22 protein-coding genes are annotated in these 17,869 nt (G+C 64.9%); all 22 read right to left on the bottom strand.

Going from position 1 to position 17,869, the window contains the following annotated elements; translation table 11 throughout:
- The coding region (locus BMY25_RS06800; RefSeq protein WP_143061896.1) for a DUF2163 domain-containing protein at positions 1–476 on the bottom strand (476 nt) is incomplete at its 3' end.
- Entirely contained in the window at positions 473–1,102 is a 630-nt protein-coding gene (locus tag BMY25_RS06805) for a DUF2460 domain-containing protein (protein WP_092495892.1), read from the bottom strand. The genes BMY25_RS06800 and BMY25_RS06805, both read right to left, overlap by 4 nt.
- Entirely contained in the window at positions 1,102–3,717 is a 2,616-nt protein-coding gene (locus tag BMY25_RS06810) for a transglycosylase SLT domain-containing protein (RefSeq protein ID WP_092495893.1), read from the bottom strand. The genes BMY25_RS06805 and BMY25_RS06810 overlap by 1 nt, the downstream gene beginning before the upstream one ends.
- Positions 3,718–3,846 carry a hypothetical protein gene (locus BMY25_RS21310; protein WP_255365488.1) on the bottom strand — a complete coding sequence of 43 codons (129 nt, stop codon included), beginning with the start codon at positions 3,844–3,846 and terminating at the stop codon, positions 3,718–3,720.
- Positions 3,847–3,872: 26 nt separating this feature from the next.
- Positions 3,873–4,289, bottom strand: a complete 417-nt coding sequence (locus BMY25_RS06815; RefSeq protein WP_092495894.1) for a gene transfer agent family protein — start codon at positions 4,287–4,289, stop codon at positions 3,873–3,875.
- Entirely contained in the window at positions 4,289–4,732 is a 444-nt protein-coding gene (locus BMY25_RS06820) for a phage tail tube protein (protein WP_092495895.1), read from the bottom strand. Before BMY25_RS06820 ends, BMY25_RS06815 begins: the two co-directional genes overlap by 1 nt.
- 36 nt (positions 4,733–4,768) lie before the next feature.
- On the bottom strand, positions 4,769–5,173 hold the full coding sequence (locus BMY25_RS06825) for a DUF3168 domain-containing protein (RefSeq protein WP_092495896.1): 405 nt from the start codon (positions 5,171–5,173) through the stop codon (positions 4,769–4,771).
- Positions 5,170–5,589: an HK97-gp10 family putative phage morphogenesis protein gene (locus tag BMY25_RS06830; protein WP_092495897.1), complete on the bottom strand. Its 420-nt coding sequence runs from the start codon at positions 5,587–5,589 to the stop codon at positions 5,170–5,172. The genes BMY25_RS06825 and BMY25_RS06830 overlap by 4 nt, the downstream gene beginning before the upstream one ends.
- Complete coding sequence (locus BMY25_RS06835; protein WP_092495898.1) at positions 5,589–5,942, bottom strand: phage head closure protein; 354 nt, start codon at positions 5,940–5,942, stop codon at positions 5,589–5,591. Before BMY25_RS06835 ends, BMY25_RS06830 begins: the two co-directional genes overlap by 1 nt.
- Complete coding sequence (locus BMY25_RS06840) at positions 5,914–6,111, bottom strand: hypothetical protein (RefSeq protein ID WP_092495899.1); 198 nt, start codon at positions 6,109–6,111, stop codon at positions 5,914–5,916. Before BMY25_RS06840 ends, BMY25_RS06835 begins: the two co-directional genes overlap by 29 nt.
- Positions 6,111–6,689, bottom strand: a complete 579-nt coding sequence (locus tag BMY25_RS06845; protein ID WP_092495900.1) for a head-tail connector protein — start codon at positions 6,687–6,689, stop codon at positions 6,111–6,113. Before BMY25_RS06845 ends, BMY25_RS06840 begins: the two co-directional genes overlap by 1 nt.
- Positions 6,689–6,907: a hypothetical protein gene (locus tag BMY25_RS06850; protein WP_092495901.1), complete on the bottom strand. Its 219-nt coding sequence runs from the start codon at positions 6,905–6,907 to the stop codon at positions 6,689–6,691. The genes BMY25_RS06845 and BMY25_RS06850 overlap by 1 nt, the downstream gene beginning before the upstream one ends.
- 60 nt (positions 6,908–6,967) lie before the next feature.
- The gene (locus tag BMY25_RS06855) at positions 6,968–8,227 is read right to left on the bottom strand and encodes a phage major capsid protein (RefSeq protein ID WP_092495902.1); all 1,260 of its coding nucleotides are present in this window, start codon (positions 8,225–8,227) and stop codon (positions 6,968–6,970) included.
- A gap of 11 nt (positions 8,228–8,238) precedes the next feature.
- The gene (locus BMY25_RS06860) at positions 8,239–8,931 is read right to left on the bottom strand and encodes an HK97 family phage prohead protease (protein ID WP_092495903.1); all 693 of its coding nucleotides are present in this window, start codon (positions 8,929–8,931) and stop codon (positions 8,239–8,241) included.
- Entirely contained in the window at positions 8,921–10,189 is a 1,269-nt protein-coding gene (locus BMY25_RS06865) for a phage portal protein (RefSeq protein ID WP_092495904.1), read from the bottom strand. Before BMY25_RS06865 ends, BMY25_RS06860 begins: the two co-directional genes overlap by 11 nt.
- On the bottom strand, positions 10,189–11,985 hold the full coding sequence (locus tag BMY25_RS06870) for a terminase large subunit (protein ID WP_092495905.1): 1,797 nt from the start codon (positions 11,983–11,985) through the stop codon (positions 10,189–10,191). The genes BMY25_RS06865 and BMY25_RS06870 overlap by 1 nt, the downstream gene beginning before the upstream one ends.
- Positions 11,986–11,987: 2 nt before the next feature.
- The gene (locus tag BMY25_RS06875; RefSeq protein WP_092495906.1) at positions 11,988–12,458 is read right to left on the bottom strand and encodes a P27 family phage terminase small subunit; all 471 of its coding nucleotides are present in this window, start codon (positions 12,456–12,458) and stop codon (positions 11,988–11,990) included.
- Positions 12,459–12,639: 181 nt separating this feature from the next.
- Positions 12,640–13,053, bottom strand: a complete 414-nt coding sequence (locus BMY25_RS21430; RefSeq protein WP_092495907.1) for a DUF4304 domain-containing protein — start codon at positions 13,051–13,053, stop codon at positions 12,640–12,642.
- Between the two features lie 69 nt (positions 13,054–13,122).
- Positions 13,123–13,446, bottom strand: coding sequence for a hypothetical protein (locus BMY25_RS06885; protein WP_092495908.1), 324 nt, complete (start codon positions 13,444–13,446; stop codon positions 13,123–13,125).
- A 112-nt stretch (positions 13,447–13,558) separates the two neighbouring features.
- On the bottom strand, positions 13,559–14,317 hold the full coding sequence (locus BMY25_RS06890) for a hypothetical protein (protein ID WP_092495909.1): 759 nt from the start codon (positions 14,315–14,317) through the stop codon (positions 13,559–13,561).
- A gap of 219 nt (positions 14,318–14,536) precedes the next feature.
- On the bottom strand, positions 14,537–17,356 hold the full coding sequence (locus tag BMY25_RS06895) for a phage/plasmid primase, P4 family (RefSeq protein WP_092495910.1): 2,820 nt from the start codon (positions 17,354–17,356) through the stop codon (positions 14,537–14,539).
- 8 nt (positions 17,357–17,364) lie between these two features.
- Positions 17,365–17,817, bottom strand: coding sequence for a single-stranded DNA-binding protein (gene ssb, locus BMY25_RS06900; protein ID WP_092495911.1), 453 nt, complete (start codon positions 17,815–17,817; stop codon positions 17,365–17,367).
- Between the last annotated feature and the right edge of the window lie 52 nt (positions 17,818–17,869).

A 17,869-nucleotide genomic window follows, 5' to 3' on the forward strand; every position in this document is an offset into this window, starting at 1 on the left:
CGCGCATCGCCGAGATTGGCGTCGCAGGAATAGGAGAAGACGCGGCCGATCTCCTGCCCCAGTTCATGCGCCATGCCGCGAAGCTCGGCGGTGAAAGCCAGCGATCCCCGCCGGACCTCGCCGACATTGCCGGTCCGCATGATCACCGCCTGCCCCGGATCGGCCCAGTTGGCGCGGCGAAGCTCGATCGCCGCATTGTCCCAGAGCCCGGCCAGCAGGTCCGCTTCCGTCAGGCTGTCGGAGGAGAGCGCGCCGTCCACCTCCAGGTCGTCGACGGAGAGCCCCAGCGAGCTCTTCGCCTCCGACGCAGTGAAGCCGCTCGCCGCCGCGTACGCCACCCCATCGACCGTGAGATCGCGGTCGTGGTCGGTGAAGCCCAGCACCACGCCATCGGTGCGCACCAGCTTCCAGCACCAGCACAGCGTCGTCGCACCGCCGTCGAGATGGGCCTGCAGGCCGGAGGGCAGCGTCTTCATAACCGGATCTCGATCAGTTCGATGTCGGGAAGCGTTCCGGCACGCCAGGAAGCCAGCGTGGCGTCGAGCGTGTCGGAGTTGAAGCGCACAGGCACGTCGAATTCAAAGCCGGCCGTGATCGCGACGCCGTTTGCGGGCGCGGCATCGAAGGTCAGCAGGCCGGTCGTGGCGTCGACCGTCCAGCCGGAACTCCGATCGCCGCCACCGACGGCGACACTCACACTGCCCGCAACGGGCTTCGTGATCTTGCGCGTCCACGGCGCGAACTTCGCGCCATAGACCTTCACCAGCTGGAAGCTCTTCGTCGCTCCATCGCCGGTGCCGATCGGCTGATCCAGCGCCGTCGGCTTCTGGCCAGGACGGGTGGACTGGAAGTCGGTGATATCCTTGAACCGGAACCCATAGAGCCGGCCGCGTCGCTCCTCGAAGAACACGTGCAGGTCATAGAGGTCGTCCGCCGTGCGAAGCCCCTTCGTCACGTTGTACTTCCGCCGCGAATTCGACCAGGAGGCGTTCCGCTCTTCCCGTCCGTCGTTGAGATCGACGATCTCCGTCTTCCGCTCCGGGCCACCGGATGATCCATTCGAGACCCGGAACGGGAACGACACCTCATGAAAGCTTGCCATCAGCGTGCCCGTTGCGCGCCCTGCAGGACCTTGTAGAGCCCGCCGGCGATTTGAGTTTTCGACTTGCGGAACGACTGGGCATCGTTGGCGATGACGGTCATGTTGAGCGCAGTCTGATTATTGACGTTGGTCCCACCGCTCCGCTGTTGGGCCGAACGGAAGCCGCTGAGGTTCGGGATCACCAGTTCACCCTTCTTCAGGATCGCCGGCATCTCTCCTGGCTTCAGTCCGGCAATCCCGCCGGAATGATAGCGGGGCGCTCCGGAGAAGACGCCCGACGGAACGGATCGGCGCGGTGCGCCGCCGCCGACAATGCCGCCCTGGTGATGAACCGAGGCGCTCGTCGTGCTGCTTCCCCCAAGCAGGCCGGAAAACAGACTGGTCAGGATGCCACTGCCGCCCGAGGTGCCGGTCTTTCCAAAAAGGGTGCTGATCACGTCGTTTTCGGCAAGGTCGAGCAGCTTGCTATCGATGCCGCCGATCACGTCGCTCAGCGCCTCGGCCCCGGATTTCCCCTCGCGAAGATCGGAAACGAAGGTGCTGAGGGCGCTCTTCGCCGACGAACGCACCTCATCCATGCGGCCGGTGAGTTCCTTGAGCGCTGCCTGTTGTTTTTGCTGCGCAACGATCTCGTTCGCTCGCGCGGCCGCCAGCTGATCGACCTTCTCCGTGTAGGCGGCCAGGTCGGTGACGCCGGCCGCCTTGAGCTTGTTCTCCAGGTCCTGCTTCGCCGCCGCCGTTTCCATGGCAACGTTGGAGCGGTTCACCGCGGTGACCTGCAGGCCAACCGCATCCGTCTCACGGCTGTAGGAGGCCAGGACCTGGTCGGCCTTCTTGGAAAGCTCTTCCTGCTGCTTGACCTGGTCGAGCATGCCGGGCGCCTTGGTCAGCACCCCCGGCCCATATTGCAGCGTCTCTTTAGAGAAGCTGCCCTTGCCAGCGCTCACGGCCTTCACCTTCGCCGGGCCAGCATTGTAGGCGAGCACAGCCTTCTCGATGTCGCCATTGAACATGTCGATCAGCAGGCGAAGATATTTCGCGCCCGCCATGATGCTCTGTGACGGATCCGAGGTGTTGGTCACACCCATGTCGGACGCGGTCCCGGGCATCAGCTGCATGATGCCACGAGCCCCCGCGGGTGATACGGCATCGTTGTTGAACTTTCCGCGCGTTTCCCACCAGCCGACCGAGGAGAGCAGATTGGGATCGACGTTGTACTTGTCGCCGGCGGACAGGAACGTCGATCGGTATTGATCCGGCACGTCGGCGACCGAATGAGCATACGGGCTGGACTTCGCCGCGTACTCCTTGTTGTAGGCGGCGATCTCTTTCGCTTGCGCTTCTTTCAGACGCTCGATCGCGCCCTGAGCGCCCCTGGCGCCCTTGATGAGCCCGGCGAAGCGTTCATTGATCGCCGCCAGACCGCGTGCATAATCGGTAAGCCCGGCATTCTGCAGGCTGGCATCGGCGGCCTTAAGGGCCTGTGTTGCCGTCTCCGCAGCCGCGATCCGAGCCGTTCTCTGGCTGCCTTCCAATAATTCGAGAGAGGCTTTTTCCGCGGATCGCGCACTCTGTGCACCCGTGGACGATGATCCCCCCGCGTGCTGCTGAAGCAGCCCCAATGCGCTCTGCTTCGGGATCAGCGAGTCCCCGATCTTTTCGAGAACCTCCAGGTCCTTTTGAAGACCGGGCGCCTGCCTGACGATGTCGTCCAGCCGCTGATGGAAGGTCTCGACGGAAGGGATCGCATCATTCTTCAGAGCGTCAATGATCTCCTGCAGGTTGTTCGCCAGCGGCTTCAGGACCGGATTGTCCGCCATGCCTGACATCTGCAACTGCGTGGAGATCGGGTTGAAGAGCTGGCTCTTCAGCCCATCAACGGATTCCTGCCCGCCCCGGATCTTACGATTCGTGTCAAGAAGAGGCATGCCGTTGATGGCGTCGCTCATCTTGGTGATGCGGTCGCTCGCGCCATCGGCACTTGTGCCGATGGAGTCCAGCCACTTGGTGAATTCCTCAGCTTCCTCGCTCGCGTGCGCCGACGAGCTGGCAAGGTAAGACGCACCAGCGGAAAGCACACCGATACCGGCAATGGCCAGGTTGGCGGGCGTCAGCATAGCGGCAAGCAACGTTCCGAAGCTTGTCACCGAAGCCCCGGCACTGCCACTCCCCATCCCAAACGCTTCGGCCACTTCGCTTCCCTGCTGGGCAAGGATCGTCATCGGGTTGGCGCCTGCCGAGAGCGAACCGAGGGTGTGATGAAGGGCTGATTGCAGCATCATCACCTGCACACGGCTGGCGCCGATCGGCTTGCTGATATCGAGGCCGGTTTCCGCCTGTTTGCCGAATGCCGTCATTTCGCTGCGGGTGCGACGGAAGCTCGCCTGGATGCGCGTCGCCGCACGGTCGGCACTGGTTGCAGCAGCGTCGAAGTTCTTCTCGAAGCCACCAGTTCCGGTCTCGGCCAGAGTGCCCTCCATCTGCCCGAACCGCTTCTCGATCTGCGCCGCGCGCTGGTTCGTCGTCGCGACGGCGCTCGACATCATCTTCTCGAACTTGTTGATCTGCGCTTCGAGCTGCACGACCAGCCGATCGGTTTCGGTGCTTGCGGCCATTCAAAACCTCACTGCGCTGTTGGCGATGATTGCCGCCTCGAATTCTTCGTCGGTCGGCGCTTCCGTCCGCGCACCACCATTGGCAGCGAGGTAGCCGTCGACCAGCGCCGAGAACTCCCAGAGGGACATCCGGTCGATCTGTTCCGGAGCGAAGCCTAGGGCGCCTCCGGTTCCGTAGAAGGCGGCGAAGCGGAACCGTCCGTCGGGGAGGGCTTCGTCTCCCCCTGCTCCGCCGCCTGCGGTTTTCCCACGGGCTCCTCCGGGCTTCCCATGATGGCGGCGCCGATGATAGCCTGCGCCACGGGAACGCTCTCCAGCAAGGGTCGCTCGTCGACGTAGCGGGCGACAAGCACGAGAGCCTCGGTCGGGCGAAGCGCACCGCCGCCGATCAAACCGAGGCGGATCGTCTCGCGGACTTCGTCGATCCGCCAAATGCCCGTCATCAACCGGTTGAGGACCTCGTATGGTCCGGCATTGCACTTGTCCTGGAGTTCCCGCAGTTCGCCGATGCCGAGCCGGAACCGGTGCTCGGAATCACCCCAAGGAAAGACGACCTCTCCATGCCGGCTCATCAGACGACCGGGGCCGCGGTAAAGGCGCCGACCTCGCCGTCGGACTTCAGCGTGAGCGACACCGTCGCCTTCGATCCACGATCGCCGGTGATCGACCACTCCGTCAGCTTGAACTCGCCGCTCCAGTATCCCTTGTCGGCAACCCAGACCTGGATCGTCTTGGCATCGTCGCTGCGGAACCAGGTATCCCAGAACGCGATATCGGAAGTGTCGAGCTTGCCGGCGCCGGTGATCGTGGCGTTCAGCCCGTCCTTGGTTGTCTGGTTCCAGCCCGGCGCTTCTGGAGCATCGCAATCCGGCACCACGTCATCGTTCGAGGTCGACCCCCACTGAATGCCACGCTCGGCATTGATCAGGCAGGGATGCACGAAGACCTGCGGCGATGCGCCGTCGCCGACTTTGATCAGGAGCCGCGTGCCGCTGATCGTCGAGGGACTCGTCATGGATATATCTCCTGTAGGAAATCCGCGCTCGGCGGATCAGAGGGGTTCGACCAGATACCGGAAGGTCAGGACGCCATGGGCGGTAAGCCCGTCGCCGGGATCGGTGAGATAGTGGGACCGGTAGAACTGCCCCACGATGGTGGCGAAGCCCTCCATCGGGATCGGGCCTCCAAGCGCCGCACGCACCGCGCCGCCGATCGACTTCGCTTCGACCTTGCCGGGGCGGCGCGACCAGACATGCACGTCGACAAAGATCTCGGAGCCGTCCGAGCATCCGTCGCCGTCATCGTTCACCTGGTCCTCGCCGATGACGACATAGGGAAAGCTCTTCTGCTCCGGCACGCTGTCATAGACACGGCCGCTGATCAGGGCGACCAGCGACGCCGACGCGGTCAGTTGCTCGTAGACCGCCTTCTGGACGGCCAGCGCCGGATCGCTCATGTCCCCGCCGCCCCGTCCTTGATCGCCTTGCGCATGGCGCGCGTAACCCGGCTCTTGAAGCGCTTCTTGTTGGCCCGATACGAGGGATAGAAGAACGGCTCTGCGGCCATCTTCTCCGTGCCGAACTCGACAGCCAGCGCGTAATCGTAGGTCACCCCGGCGCCTTCCCGGACCGGCCGGGTCGTCGTCGGCCCACCCGCCTGCACCTGGTAGCCGAGGTAGCCCTTCTCCTCGCTCAATTCCGTGGCTGTGATGCTGTCACGCAGCACACCCTTATCGACCACCACGAGGCGCTTCTGCAGCAGGACCAGTTCGTCGGCATTCTGAGCAAGAGCGGCCTTCGTGGCTTCCTTTACCCTGGCAGGCAGCGCTTGCAGCACCTTCGCCAGGCGCTCGCGGTTCCGGACCTTCGCCATCAGCTCGCCACTCCCGCCTTGCAGGTCAGCGTGATCCACTGCCGGCGGCCTTCCATGTCCTCGGCCGTCTGGATCGCGAACTCGCGCTCCGAGCCATCATCGCGGAGGTGGATTGCACGCCAGTCAGCGGTGATGGCGCGCGTCTTCTCGTCGAACCGCAGCACGATCGTTGCCGGCTGAACGCCCTCCAGGCGGCTCGCGAGAACTTCCTCGCCGCCCCGCATCATCTGCACGGCCGCGCGGCGCTCGAATTGAGCCTGCCAGGCCGAGACGGAATTGCCGAACCCGTCCTTTTGCGGCGTGCGCCTCTCCAGGCGCACACGCTCACGAAGCTGTCCGGACGTTATCGGCATCGGGCTTCTCCTCGCGATCGACGCGCTTGCCGCAAACGGACGCTTCGGCCGCATCGGCGCAGGCGCGGCTCACCAGCTCCGTCGTGCCCGCCGGATAGTGGATCGTGATCCGGCCGCCGCGTCCCGGCACGTGCCACGGGAAGTCGCGCGTGAAGGCGATGCGCGGCATCAGAGCGCCCAGACCCGGAAGGGTGCGAGAAGCGCCTGTACGCCGAGGGGCATCTCGGTGATGACGCTGTTGCCGACCGCGACGGCTTCCCGGTTCATGTACCAGTGCCCGAGCATCAGCAGGATAGCCTGCTTGATCGGTGCCGGCACGTCCTCATAGCCGGCGGTGTAGCGGATACGGACCGTTTCCGGCCCGTGATGGGCCTCCGGCCAACTCTGCCAGAAATCATGCACGAGGCGTGGAGAATCGGTGCCGATGAGACGCCGATCCGCGGCGTCCATCACCTGCTCTGTGCCGCTTCGATCGCGGTAACGGATCTCATCGACGGAAATGATCGGCGGATAGGGCAATTCGATGCCGGTGCTGCAGTGATACGGGAAGGTGTCAAGCCGCAGCTCCAGCACCTGCTTGCCGATTGCCCTCCCCAGCCATCCGGCTGGGCCATCGATCGATCCTGCCGCCGCTGCCAGATAGGCTGCGATGCTCAGATCGTCGTCGCCGGACTCCACGCGAAGATGACGCTTCGCCTCATCCAGCGTGACCACCTCCTCTGGTGGAGCGATGACAGCGACCTGCATCACTTCGACCCGGACGGCTTTGCAGCCTTGTTCTTCGGCTCCGGCGTCATCTTGTTCTGCGGCAACGGCGCCAATTTCTCCCCCATGTCGCCGATCAAGCCGCTGCGCCGAAGCTCACGCGCCCTGGCTTCTGAAAGCAAAACCCCGCTACCACGCTTCACATAACCGTCCTCGCCTTCAGGAGCGGCGAAGCCCTTCAGAGCTGCATATTCGCGCATGGATGATCTCCGGCATCAGGAGGAGCCGGCGAGTGCCGGCTCCGGTTCTCGGTTAAGTGCTCAGCCGGTGACCGGCGCGGCGAACTCGCCATGCACGAAGCTGGCGGGACGGAAGACCGCGAGGCCGAGCCGCTCCTCCGCTCGGATCGTCACCATGTTCTTGACGAAATTATCCCCATCCTCGGTCGAGACCTGGACGTTGGCCTCCTCGCGGTCGAAGACCTGCGCCGCCATGTTGAAGGCGCCGACCATGAACTCGCCCAGGGGCATCGCATTGGTGTCGACGACAGGGATGCCCCAGAGGTTCTGCCCGTTGTTCACGATCGGATTGGACCAGATGTAGTTCCCGTCGGCGTTCTTCAGGGTCTCGATGTCGGTCCAGTCCACCGGGTTCATGACGATGCCGCTGGCCCTGTATTCACCGATGCGGACCTGCAGCATCGCACGACGGATCGTGTCGATCGCCGTGTCGCCGGCCCGGCGAAGGGCATCGTTGAACACGGTCGCCTGCGGGATCAGGCCAAGCAGGTTCTGCCCCGTGCCATCACCGGCGAGGAGCTGCTGCTCTTCGACGTACATCAGACCATAGCGCAGGCGGCCGTCGACATAGGACTGGAGCGCCGGCACGTCCGCCAGGACCTGCACGGAGGCCTTGATCCAATGGGCAATAGTCCGCACCACGGTCGTCTTCAGCTCGAATGCCAGATCCGACTGCGGCTTCAGCGCGCCTTCGGCGACCGTCGCCGCCATGTTCTGGAAGCCGCTTTCCTGCACATACTCGATCGACGGCGATGCCGTGCGGCCGGGCATGATCAAGTCGCGGATCGTCATCGGCCGATCGGGCGGCGCGATGATGCCGGGCAGGCGGTTCGGCGTAATTGCCGCGCCGATGCCCCCCGTGCCGGTCGTGCCGCTGTTCAGGTTCGTCACGGCTTTCAGCGCCATGCGAGCCGTGCCACGGCCCTTGGCGACAAGCGACTTGAAGTCCTCGTTATCGGTGAACTGCTCACCGATCGACTTTTGTGCCTGGCCGCCACCGGCACCTGCCCGACGCGCCATCTTCTGCTCGACTTCCATCAGCCGCGCCTGGAGGTCGGAACCTTCCTTGGCGAGCTTCTCCAAGCCACCCTTCGTGTCGTCGAGGACCTTGCCGTGTTCCTTAATCTCGGCAGTCGCCTTTTCAGCGAAGGCCTTGATCTCGGCATCGCGCTGGTTCAGCGCATCGAGCACCTGCTTGAACTCGACGCGATCGGCCGCGGGATCGCCCTGGCCGGCATCTTTGCGCGCGAACTGGCCGCGCTGGTATTCGAACGGCTTCATGGCCGTGTCTCCTAGAATGAGGGCAGTTTGAAGCCAGACAGCTGCGTCAGCAGCGACTTGGCGGCTTCGGTTTGGATCGCCTCGCCCTCGGACTCACTCCGGAGCAGATGAGACAGGCCGCGATTGGCGAGCACCGCGGACTGTGATTTCGAGAAGCCGGCCTCGCGCAGGAACTTCTCGAATTCGGGAAGCGTGGGAAGCGAGCCATGGGCCAGCTTCATCTTGATCGCGTCGACCCGGGCCTCATCGTTCGCCGGGAAGGTGACGAGCGAGATCTCGACCAGGTCGAGCTGGTTCAGGGTGCGGATGCCGGTTTTCTCGTCGTACGACGAGTTGCGGACATAGTATCCGATGGAGAGACCGGACACCGCGCCGGCCTTCATCAACGCATAGGCTTCCTTGGCCTGGGCAACGTCATCCTTGAGGAGGCGGCCCTTCACCTGCAGGCCGGTCGCGTCCTGCTTCAGGTCCTCATAGACGCCGATCGGCTGACCGCTACGGTGCTGCCAGAGCACCGGCACGGGTCGGCCCTTCGCCTTGATGTCGGCCAGCGTGGCGGAAAACGCGCCGGGTGCCACCACCTCGTTGTAGCTGTCGATGGCGCCGAAGACGGAGCCGTACCCAGAGAAAAGGCCGTCATCGCTGACGGCCTTCACTTCGAGATCGAAGTCCCTGATCTTCAGGGCCGCGTGCTTAAGCTGCATGTTGGCGTTCCTTGTCGTCGATCCCGAGCCAGGCGCGGAAGGCGGCCTTGGCCGCCTCGTTGCCCTGCAGGCTGCCGAGCTGGTCGAGCGGCGCGAGGTTGGTCTGGGCCGTCAGGGCATCGCCACCCGGCTTCTTCGGCAGGTTCAGCTTCGAGCGGCCCTCGTTGCGGGTCATCAATGCGTTCTGGACCATGGTGGAAAGGAAGGCAGCCTTTGCCGCGCTGTCCGCCTGCAGCAGCCCCTCCCGATTGAATTCGGCATAAAGGGTCCGGCGATCTCCCGGCCGGATCAATTGCTTGCGGATCCGCTGCTCAATCCGGTTCAGCATAGGATTGAGGCCCGTCGTCAGCCAGCCGAGCAGGATTTGCTCGACGCCCGATCCCCACATGGTCTGCCCATCTCCGGCATGGCCCACCATGATCGGCGGCACCCCGAACCAGCGGCAGATTTCCTCGATGTTGAAGCGCCGCGTCTCCAGGAGCTGGGCGTCTTCCGGGTTCATCGTCAGCTGCTGGTACTTTAGCCCGGCTTCGAGGATCATCATTTTGCCGGCGTTCGTCGAGCCGACATACTGCTTCATCACCTCGGCGAGCTGCGTCCGCTGGGCGTCCTTCAACACCTGGTCGGAGGTGAGGACGCCGGCGACCTGCATGCCGTTGCCGAACATTTTCGCGGCCGTTTCATCCGCAGCGATTGCGGAGCCCATGGTCTGGACGCCGAACCGGATCGGCGACAGGCCGACATCCCCACCAAAACCAAAGGCGCGAAGGTGCAGCATCTTTTCGCGCGGAAGATCCTCGATCTGCCCGCGATCAATGAAGCGATAGCGGAGCTCTCCCTCTTGCGTCCGATAGGGCTGCACCTTGTCGGAATCGAACGGCTGCAGTGCTGTGATCCGCTCGCCAGATGTCGCGATTTCGGCGTAGGCGTTGCCGTTGGTGCAGAGCCAAGCGACCATCCCTTCCCAGAATTCGACGGTCGTCTGATCATCGTTCGGGCTGTCGAGCAGGATTTCTGCGAGGGGATGATCATCCCGCCCCACTCGGCCGCCGTCCGACTGCTTCTCGTAGAAGCCCATCGGCAGTCCGGCGACTGCTTGAGCCGTCAGGCGGATGCAGGACCATACTGCCGAGAGTTGCAGGGCTGTGTGGTTGGTGACCGCCTTCCCCGCATGGCTTCCGCCGCCAAAGAACGCCTGGAAGAAGGCCCCATCTGTCAGGCTGATGGATCTGCCGCGCCAGCGATCGAGCACTCCCATCAGATCACCATGATCGGGTTCGCGAGGAATTGATCCAGATTGACCCCGGTCTCGCCGATGGTCGCGACGCCGATGCTCATGGCGAGCGAGACCATGCCGTCGATGCGGCTGGTGGCCTTGTCCTTGTCGAACATGCGGTGCCCCGTTCGGTTTTGCTCGAAGACCACGCCGGCCGCGCACATCGTCATCACCGGGTTCGGGTCGACAACGATGCGCGTTTCCAGCAGCGCCGCCTCAAGCTTGTTGATGGAATCCGGCATCCACAGCGCGACATCTTCCGCGCCGGCCGGGCCATCGTCTTTCTCGCCGACCACACGACGCCTGAAGCCCTGCGGATGGACGACACAGGGTAGCGTCACCCCGATATCGTCCAGCTGATCGCCAAGGTTCTCCAGCCCGTATTGGTCGCAGCCGATCTGCAGGGGATCGTAACGGGCGCAGAGTGATGCCAGCGCGCTCGCCACCCACCGATAGGAGACACGGTTGCCCGGCACGGGCTCCATGTGCCCCTGCTTTGCCCAGAGATCGTAGGGCGCCCGGTCGATGCGAGCGCGGTCGACCAGCGTATCTGCCGGCGTCCAGAACCAGGTCCGGCTGGCGAAGCGCCAGGCGTCGCGTTTCGCTTCCAGCACCCAGGTCAGGGTAAAGGCGGTCAAATCCCGTGTGCGGGAGAGATCCAACCCCCCGAAGCAGGGTACGCCCCGATCGGTCAGTTCGTCCGGATCAACCTCGCCTTGGCAGGCTTCCCAGATCCGCCGCGGGATCGCCGCCGTCTCGCTTTCCGTCCAGACGCAGAAGTGCAGGCGCCGCACCAGGCCGTCCTTTGACGGCATCCCGACCGCTTCCTGCACCTGCTCGCGGATAAACGGCTTCTGGATAGAGATCCCCAGATTGGGATTGGCCTTCACCCAGCAGTCTTCGTCCGCAAACGGATCGTCGCCTTCGTCCAGCGAGCAGATAAAGGTGAACCAGGCATCGTTCTCGATGACGCCAGTGACCACCTTGGTGGAATATTCGTGCTCCTGCCAGCACACCGATTTCCGGTCGAAGCCGGAATTGGTGATCTCGAAGATCAGCGCTTCCTGGTTGCCCTTGGTGCCGGCCCGGAGCATCTCGATCACGCTGTTGTCTCGGTGCTCGTGCACCTCATCGATGAGCGCGCAGTAGGGTCGGATGCCCGACTTGCCCTTCTTCTCCGACGAGATCGGCTTGAAGAACGACCCCGACTTTGTATGCGTCAGCTGCCACACCGGGTTGAGACCGCTCGGTTCCAGTCGCCGCTTCAGCGCCCGCGACCGCTCCCACATGGCAACGGCGTCCCGGAAGAGGATCGCGGCCTGGTCGCGATCCGTCGCGGCCGAATAGATCTCCGCCCGCAGCTTGCCATTGGCCGAGCACATGTAGTGCCCGATGCCAGCCGCCAGCGGCGACTTGCCGTTGCCCTTGCCGATCTCGCAATAGCCACGGCGAAAGCGCCGGAAGCCATGCGCGTTCTTCCAGCCGAACAGCGAGCCGACGATGAAGGCCTGCCAGGGCTGCAGCACGAACGGCACCGCCTTGCTGACGATGCCACCGTCGTCGCCGGGCAGCTCCACCTCGACCGTGAGCACGTCACGGAAGAAGCCGATCGCGCGCTCGGCCGCGGCAAGATCCCAGAAGAGACCGCGATCCGGCCCGCGCTCCAGGTCGGCCAGGTGGCGCTGGCATGCCGCCCGCACCAGTGGACCGGCGACGATATCCTTCGCCACCACCGCCTCGGCATAGGCGGTCGTGCCATCCTCCAACCGTTCAGGCATTGTCAGAAGTAGCCGTCGCTCGGATCGAAGAGATCGCCCTGCCCGACTGCCATGTTGCGCTCATCCGCCGGCGACAGGCCGAGCATGGCGACCAGCGAACGCCAGTGCCGCCAGGTCTCGTTGAGCTGCGCTACTTCCGGTCGGCTCTTCATCTGAGAGCCGTTCCGACCGGTGACCTCGTAGGTCTCATCGTCGAGCTCCGGCATACGCTCGCGGAGAGCCCTAAGCCTGACGACCGCCCGGCAGTATTCCACGACGGTGTCGACGAAGTGCGATTTGAGGCGACCGATCGCGGGATCAGCCAGCAGCGGCGCGACGCGATCCCATTCGCGGCGCAGTTCCGGTGTCAGGTTGCGCGGGCGAAGCCGCCGGGCTTCCCGTATGGCCGTGTCCCGGCGCAGCTTCTCGGCATCGACGCCCGCATCGGAGCGCATGGGCACGACATTGTCGAGCTTCGGCTTGCGTCCCTTCATGGTGATACGCCCTCAAGCCCGACCCGAAGCTCAATCGCGGAGCTCCCCGGCATGGGCTTTCTCTATTTAATTCCAGCTTTTTGCGCGCGAATGGTGGAGCCCGGTCCGCGGCGGGAAGGGCCTGGACTTTCGATACCCCCTCCCGGCAGGCCATATCCGCCTACTTGGCGCGGGAAGCGCTCTACCTCAGGTACGGAGTCTCACTTCCACCGCGTGGCACATCCAGCCAAACCGTCCCGCCGAGGAGCTCGTTCGCCAGCTCTTCCGCGAGCCGTTCAGGCTGCTCCGCCATGAAGTCGAACCAGTCGCTCCCATTGCGTTGAATTCGACGCCGGTTGTTAGGATGCCGATCCTGAGCTGTGGCTTTGGCCAAAGGCACCACCCCCTTCACCCGGCTCATAACGCCTCCTGGAGGGCACCGCGCAAGCTCAACGGCGAACGATCCTCCGTGGCGGTTGAACTGGAAAGAGATCAGATCACCACCCTCCTCGGTCAACCTCCGAAAATGAGGGAACGAGCCTGTGAACCCAGCCAATCGCAGGCGTGGCAGAGCCAACGCTTGCAAGGCCGCAGTCATCTCAGTTCGCGATGCCATAACTCCATAATAGCGGACTGCAGGCCGAGATCACAATCGAACCAGCTGCGGCCAACCAGCGGCTTCACCTCAGTCTCTGTCCTTCGGCCAGCCATCAGCCCCGAACGTCAGCACCTCGCGGCCGTGTTCGGCGCGTTGCTTGTCTCGGTTATGGTGGCGGGGGCAGAGGGACTGGAACGGTCCAACCCAGAACTTGCCCTCGTCTCCCCGGTGCGGCTCGACGTGGTCGCAGACCGTCGCCGGCGTGAGGTCGCCATGCTCCAGGCAGAAGCGGCAGAGCGGTTCGGCCTGCAATTGCCGCAGCCGTAGCGATCGCCAGCGCGCCGTCTTGTACCAGGCGCGCCACTCGTATCGGTCGCTCCGGCGCTGATCCGCTTCGCGCCTGTCCTGCACCCTTGATCCGGGACGAGGCGTCGGGCGCGGCATGCTTGGCTCCAGATACGACAACGCCCGGAAGCGAGGACATCGCTCCGGGCGCAAATCATGAAGTGACGCATAACTGCTCTTAACCCCGGGGGTTGTCAACGCCCTTTCTTCCAACTCTCACGCCCGCTGAGCTGGCATGCGCGACCGGAGTCGCTTCAACGGCCCTCCGGAACGGCGCGCCCTCTGCGGCCATCTCTGCCCCTTCCCCGCGAACAGCGCGGATGTGCGACCGGTCTGCCTTCTCCGGCCACCAGTGATCCGCCAACTGCGTTAGTGCGATCCGTAGCCGCATTCCAACATGCTCGCGCATCTGCCGCCCTTCGGACTGGAACGCTTCGCGAGCAGCATCCTCGACCGACTGCCCCTCGCCCACAATGCGCCTTACCACTGCGCCGTCGATCTGCCCCAGCACCGCCGCCGCTTCCCGCAACACGCCCGCAGCCCAGAGCTGATCGTCCGTCGGCGATGCCGTGCCGGGCACGCCGGCACGCGGGCTGACATCGAGGGCGCAGCGGATCGAGCCCGGGCAGGTCTCGAAGGCGTTGCGGTACATGTCGGCCGCGCTGCGCTGGCGAATGTCGATCTGCCGGCGGCGGTGCATGGCGGCGATGGTGTCGACGATGCGCTCGACCCGGTCCATGCCGTGCGCCCGGCCGTAGGGGCTGTCGACCAGTTCCGGCTGCGTCTCGCGGCGGTCCGCCTGCGTCTTCGGTGCCCGGGCCTGCCGCTTGGCGCCACCTTTCCCAGTCTTGCCCGCCTTCCCGGCCTTGCGAGGATCGCGAGGGTTGGACGAGGGTTCCGGGGCAACCCTCGCGGTCTCTTTTCCCTTTTCCTTCATAGACTTCGTCTCTTCCTTCGAGGGTTGCGAGGGTTTGGTGGAGTTTCTAGAAAGATTTTCGTTTTCCATCAGAGCCCCCAAGCCGGATATCTCTCACACGCGTACGCGCGCGCGACCCTCGCGACCCTCGCAAGGGTCGTGTTAAGTGATTGATTTTGTTTATTATTGTTGTTCGCGAGGGTCATGCCAGACCCTCGCGCAACCCTCGCGACCCTCGCATCAGAAGCTGTCCTCCCATCGATCGCCGGAGGATTTTTTCTGCCGCGTCGGGTCTTCCGGCACGTCATGCAGGCGCACGTTTTTATACTTGCGAATACGTCCGCTGATCTTCTCGATGCCTTTTTGAGGCATCAGCACCGCGAAGGTCTTCTCGCTGTAGGGTCGCACCGAGCTGGCGTGGCACCAGGCGGAATAAGCGAGATAAACGTCCCGCGCCGTCTCGTCATGGCCCTCCGCTGGCTCCACGCAGGCCGTCAGGAACTCGCCCAGCGGATCCATATCGGCGCGGTAGCTTTCCGTCGCCTGGTGGATCTCCGGCGGCACCACGAGCCCGCCTTCCAGATAGGCCAGCAATCCCTCCAGCAGCCAGTTGAGGATGCCGGCGCTCTCGGCCGCGAACTCCGCCAGCACCTGCTCCATCGGCCGCCTTTCTGCCGGTGGAATGGTCACGGTCCAGGGGATCAGCTTGACGCGTCGCCAGATGCCCTCGTCAATGCCGCCGATGTCCGGCTTTTCGTTGCAGGAACCCACCGCCTTGAAGGCGGGGATCAGGTCGAAGAAGCGGCCGTGCAGGTGGCGCACCGGCATCTTCTCGCCGCCGGTCAGCATCTTCAGCGTGTTCTCGCGGAAGCCCTGCCCGCGCGGCAGCTCTGCGCAGCGGACCATGCGCGCGCCGGGCAACCGGGCGAACTCTGGCGTGGCCTGATCACCGCGGCGCTGCAGCTCGCCCGTCAGCGCCTCCGCCGGCAGCGTCTGGGCATAGGAGCCCATCAGCCGCGCCAGCGCCTCCATGTAGGTCGACTTGCCGTTGGCGCCGAGGCCGTAGTTCAGCACGAAGGCCTGCTCGACAATGCCGGTCAGCGCCAGGCCGTGATAGACCTGCAAAAAACGCCGGATGCCCGGGTTGGGCTGGAAGCGCTCCATGAAGGCCGCCCAGGTTGGACACGTCGCCTCCGGATCGTAGGCGACCGGCATCAGCTTGGAGATCCGATCGTCGCGCCGATGCGGATCGAGGCGCACCTGCCATATCTCACGGGTGGCATCGGGATCCGGACATTCGGGATCGGCTACCTTCACCATGCGCAGCGTACCGTTGCGCACGTTCATCGCCAGCGGTTCAACGTCGAGATCGTCGGGCGCCACGGTGCAGTGAGGCAGTGCCTGGGCAATCATGCCGTTGAGCCGGGACGTGTTTCCGCAGGAGATCGCAAACTTGCGCCGCCCCGTCTTCCGCCCGCCCAGCGCCTTGCGCGCCACCTTGGCGGCTTCGATGGCGGTTAGGTCGGATTCGTCCCGGTCATGGACGGCTTTTTTCTCCGCCATCCGGCCGGCCTCGATCGCCGTCTCCTCCCATGGCATCGCCGCCAGCACGTCGGCTTCCGCCACGATGCGCTCCGCCACGATCTGGGCATAGCGCTGCATCGCCTCATCGCCGCCCTGCGCGTCCCAGTGGGCGCCGGCCCAGACATGCTGGCCGACGTCGCGCACGTTCAGGATGTCGTCGCCGAACCAGGTGCGCAGTCGCCGGGCGTTTCCGGTGTCGTTCTGCGGCTCGGCGGCCGCGCGGGCGAGACGTTCGGGGTCGAGGTCGTCGAATTGAACGGTGGAGCCATCGTCCACGGGATCGTCATCGCCGTCCTCAGGCTCCTCCCCGTCCCCCTCGCGGGCGCTGGCGACGTCCTCATTCGCTCTTCGCGAGTCCGGCTTTCCAGCCGACTGGGGGGCTGCGGGGCCGGCGAGAGAAGGACCCTCGGGAGGGTCGGAAGGTAAGGGAGCGCGGAGCGCCGCCCCCGGGCGGCGCCCGTTATTCCCCCTCGCGATCTCCGCGAGATCACGAGGGCTGTCCATGCCGGCGCGGATCGAGCGTTCGATGTTGCGATCGACCAGCACCCAGCCGTCGACCTGGGCGAGCCCGTTCCGATCGACCGCGCCGCGCATGCCGGCGACGACGACGCTCTCGGTTAGCACGCCGGCGCCGACCAGCTGGCCCAGCACGAAGCCGCATTTGTTCAGCGTATGCCCGCGCGTGCCCCGCCCGGCCCGCTCCAGCTCCCGAAGCTCGTTGTCGAGCGCGGAGAGGCCATAGCGGCGGATCCGCTCGTCATCATGCGCGCGATCGGCGCCGGCAGCATGAGAGGGCGCGGGAGAGACTGCCGCGGCTTGTGGCGCATCCCGCCGGTGCTTCTCCAGCACGAAGCGGATCAGCTCCGGCGGCGCCGCCGGCGGATCGAAGTCGTCGAGCCCGCTATCTTCTTCCCAGAGATAGGCGACGCCGTCGCAGCCATCGTCCTTGGCCTTGCGCCCGCGACGGGTGGAGGGCGGCAGGATGACATAGCCGCCCGTGCCGCGCACATCGACGTCGGGGATCACGCCGGCGCGGTTGCCGATCTCCAGCCCATCCGGCATCGCGAACCAGAGATGCAGGCCGCCGCGCGGCGTGCGCACCATCGGGCACGGGGGAAGCGCGAAGGGCGCGCTCAGCTCCTGCTCCAACGCTGCCGCGAAGCCGGCAGCATCGTCGACGCCCTCGCCTTCTGCCCGCAGTTCAGCGAGGCGCTCGATCACCAGGCCGAGCAGTCCCTCGGCCGTCGCGCCGTCCTTGGGATCCAGGTCGACCACAAAGGCGCCGATCGGCGCGCCCGTGGGCACACCGATCATGGCGTTAGGGTGCTTTTTCCACCAGGCGCGGATCCGCTCCGGATCGGCCGAGGCGTTCTTGAGCCCATGTTCCGTCAGCGGCTGCTTGGTGTTGGGATGGCAGGGAAAGACCGGCCATCCGCGCAAGCCATAGCCCAGCGCGTGCGCAATCATGTCGGGCATCTCGGGTCCTAGAACGGGATCTCGTCGTCCAGATCGTCATGGCGCGGCGGCGAGCTCGCCTCCCCGCCGCCATAGCCGGCGTCGTTGTCGGGCAGGCCCGGCCGGCCACCGCCGCCGGAGCCGAGCAGGTTCAGCTTGGCGTCGAAGCCGTTCAGCACGATCTCGGTCGTGTAGCGGTCAGTATTGCCCTGGTCGGTCCACTTCCGGGTGCGGATCTCGCCCTGGATGAAGAGCGGCGTGCCCTTGCGCACATATTGCTCGACGACGCCGACCAGCCCCTCGGAGAAGACGACGATGTGATGCCACTCCGTCGCCTGCTTCTTCTCCCCGCTCTCGCGATCCTTCCAGCTCTTGGTTGTGGCCAGGCTGAAGCCTGCCACCGGCTTGCCCGACGCGGTGCGGCGGATCTCGGGATCGCGCCCGACATTGCCGATCAGCATCGCCGTGTTCATGCCCTGCATTTTCGAACCCCTTCGGATTGACCGACGCTATTTCCGTAACTACATAAATTCA

It is taken from the genome of Faunimonas pinastri (assembly GCF_900110915.1).
GTDB classification, from domain to species: domain Bacteria; phylum Pseudomonadota; class Alphaproteobacteria; order Rhizobiales; family Afifellaceae; genus Faunimonas; species Faunimonas pinastri.

What these genes read in the sequence shown, in the direction of transcription:
- BMY25_RS06815 (WP_092495894.1), bottom strand. Translation starts at nt 4,289, where the DNA reads ATGAGCCGGCATGGAGAGGTCGTCTTTCCTTGGGGTGATTCCGAGCAC.
- BMY25_RS21430 (WP_092495907.1), bottom strand. Translation starts at nt 13,053, where the DNA reads ATGGCATCGCGAACTGAGATGACTGCGGCCTTGCAAGCGTTGGCTCTG.
- BMY25_RS06870 (WP_092495905.1), bottom strand. Translation starts at nt 11,985, where the DNA reads ATGCCTGAACGGTTGGAGGATGGCACGACCGCCTATGCCGAGGCGGTG.
- BMY25_RS06845 (WP_092495900.1), bottom strand. Translation starts at nt 6,689, where the DNA reads ATGCAGGTCGCTGTCATCGCTCCACCAGAGGAGGTGGTCACGCTGGAT.
- BMY25_RS06865 (WP_092495904.1), bottom strand. Translation starts at nt 10,189, where the DNA reads ATGGGAGTGCTCGATCGCTGGCGCGGCAGATCCATCAGCCTGACAGAT.
- BMY25_RS06855 (WP_092495902.1), bottom strand. Translation starts at nt 8,227, where the DNA reads ATGAAGCCGTTCGAATACCAGCGCGGCCAGTTCGCGCGCAAAGATGCC.
- BMY25_RS06860 (WP_092495903.1), bottom strand. Translation starts at nt 8,931, where the DNA reads ATGCAGCTTAAGCACGCGGCCCTGAAGATCAGGGACTTCGATCTCGAA.
- BMY25_RS06835 (WP_092495898.1), bottom strand. Translation starts at nt 5,942, where the DNA reads ATGCCGATAACGTCCGGACAGCTTCGTGAGCGTGTGCGCCTGGAGAGG.
- BMY25_RS06840 (WP_092495899.1), bottom strand. Translation starts at nt 6,111, where the DNA reads ATGCCGCGCATCGCCTTCACGCGCGACTTCCCGTGGCACGTGCCGGGA.
- BMY25_RS06895 (WP_092495910.1), bottom strand. Translation starts at nt 17,356, where the DNA reads ATGCCCGACATGATTGCGCACGCGCTGGGCTATGGCTTGCGCGGATGG.
- BMY25_RS06825 (WP_092495896.1), bottom strand. Translation starts at nt 5,173, where the DNA reads ATGAGCGATCCGGCGCTGGCCGTCCAGAAGGCGGTCTACGAGCAACTG.
- BMY25_RS06890 (WP_092495909.1), bottom strand. Translation starts at nt 14,317, where the DNA reads ATGAAGGAAAAGGGAAAAGAGACCGCGAGGGTTGCCCCGGAACCCTCG.
- BMY25_RS06875 (WP_092495906.1), bottom strand. Translation starts at nt 12,458, where the DNA reads ATGAAGGGACGCAAGCCGAAGCTCGACAATGTCGTGCCCATGCGCTCC.
- BMY25_RS06830 (WP_092495897.1), bottom strand. Translation starts at nt 5,589, where the DNA reads ATGGCGAAGGTCCGGAACCGCGAGCGCCTGGCGAAGGTGCTGCAAGCG.
- ssb (WP_092495911.1), bottom strand. Translation starts at nt 17,817, where the DNA reads ATGCAGGGCATGAACACGGCGATGCTGATCGGCAATGTCGGGCGCGAT.
- BMY25_RS06820 (WP_092495895.1), bottom strand. Translation starts at nt 4,732, where the DNA reads ATGACGAGTCCCTCGACGATCAGCGGCACGCGGCTCCTGATCAAAGTC.
- BMY25_RS06850 (WP_092495901.1), bottom strand. Translation starts at nt 6,907, where the DNA reads ATGCGCGAATATGCAGCTCTGAAGGGCTTCGCCGCTCCTGAAGGCGAG.
- BMY25_RS06810 (WP_092495893.1), bottom strand. Translation starts at nt 3,717, where the DNA reads ATGGCCGCAAGCACCGAAACCGATCGGCTGGTCGTGCAGCTCGAAGCG.
- BMY25_RS21310 (WP_255365488.1), bottom strand. Translation starts at nt 3,846, where the DNA reads ATGTCCCTCTGGGAGTTCTCGGCGCTGGTCGACGGCTACCTCGCTGCC.
- BMY25_RS06805 (WP_092495892.1), bottom strand. Translation starts at nt 1,102, where the DNA reads ATGGCAAGCTTTCATGAGGTGTCGTTCCCGTTCCGGGTCTCGAATGGA.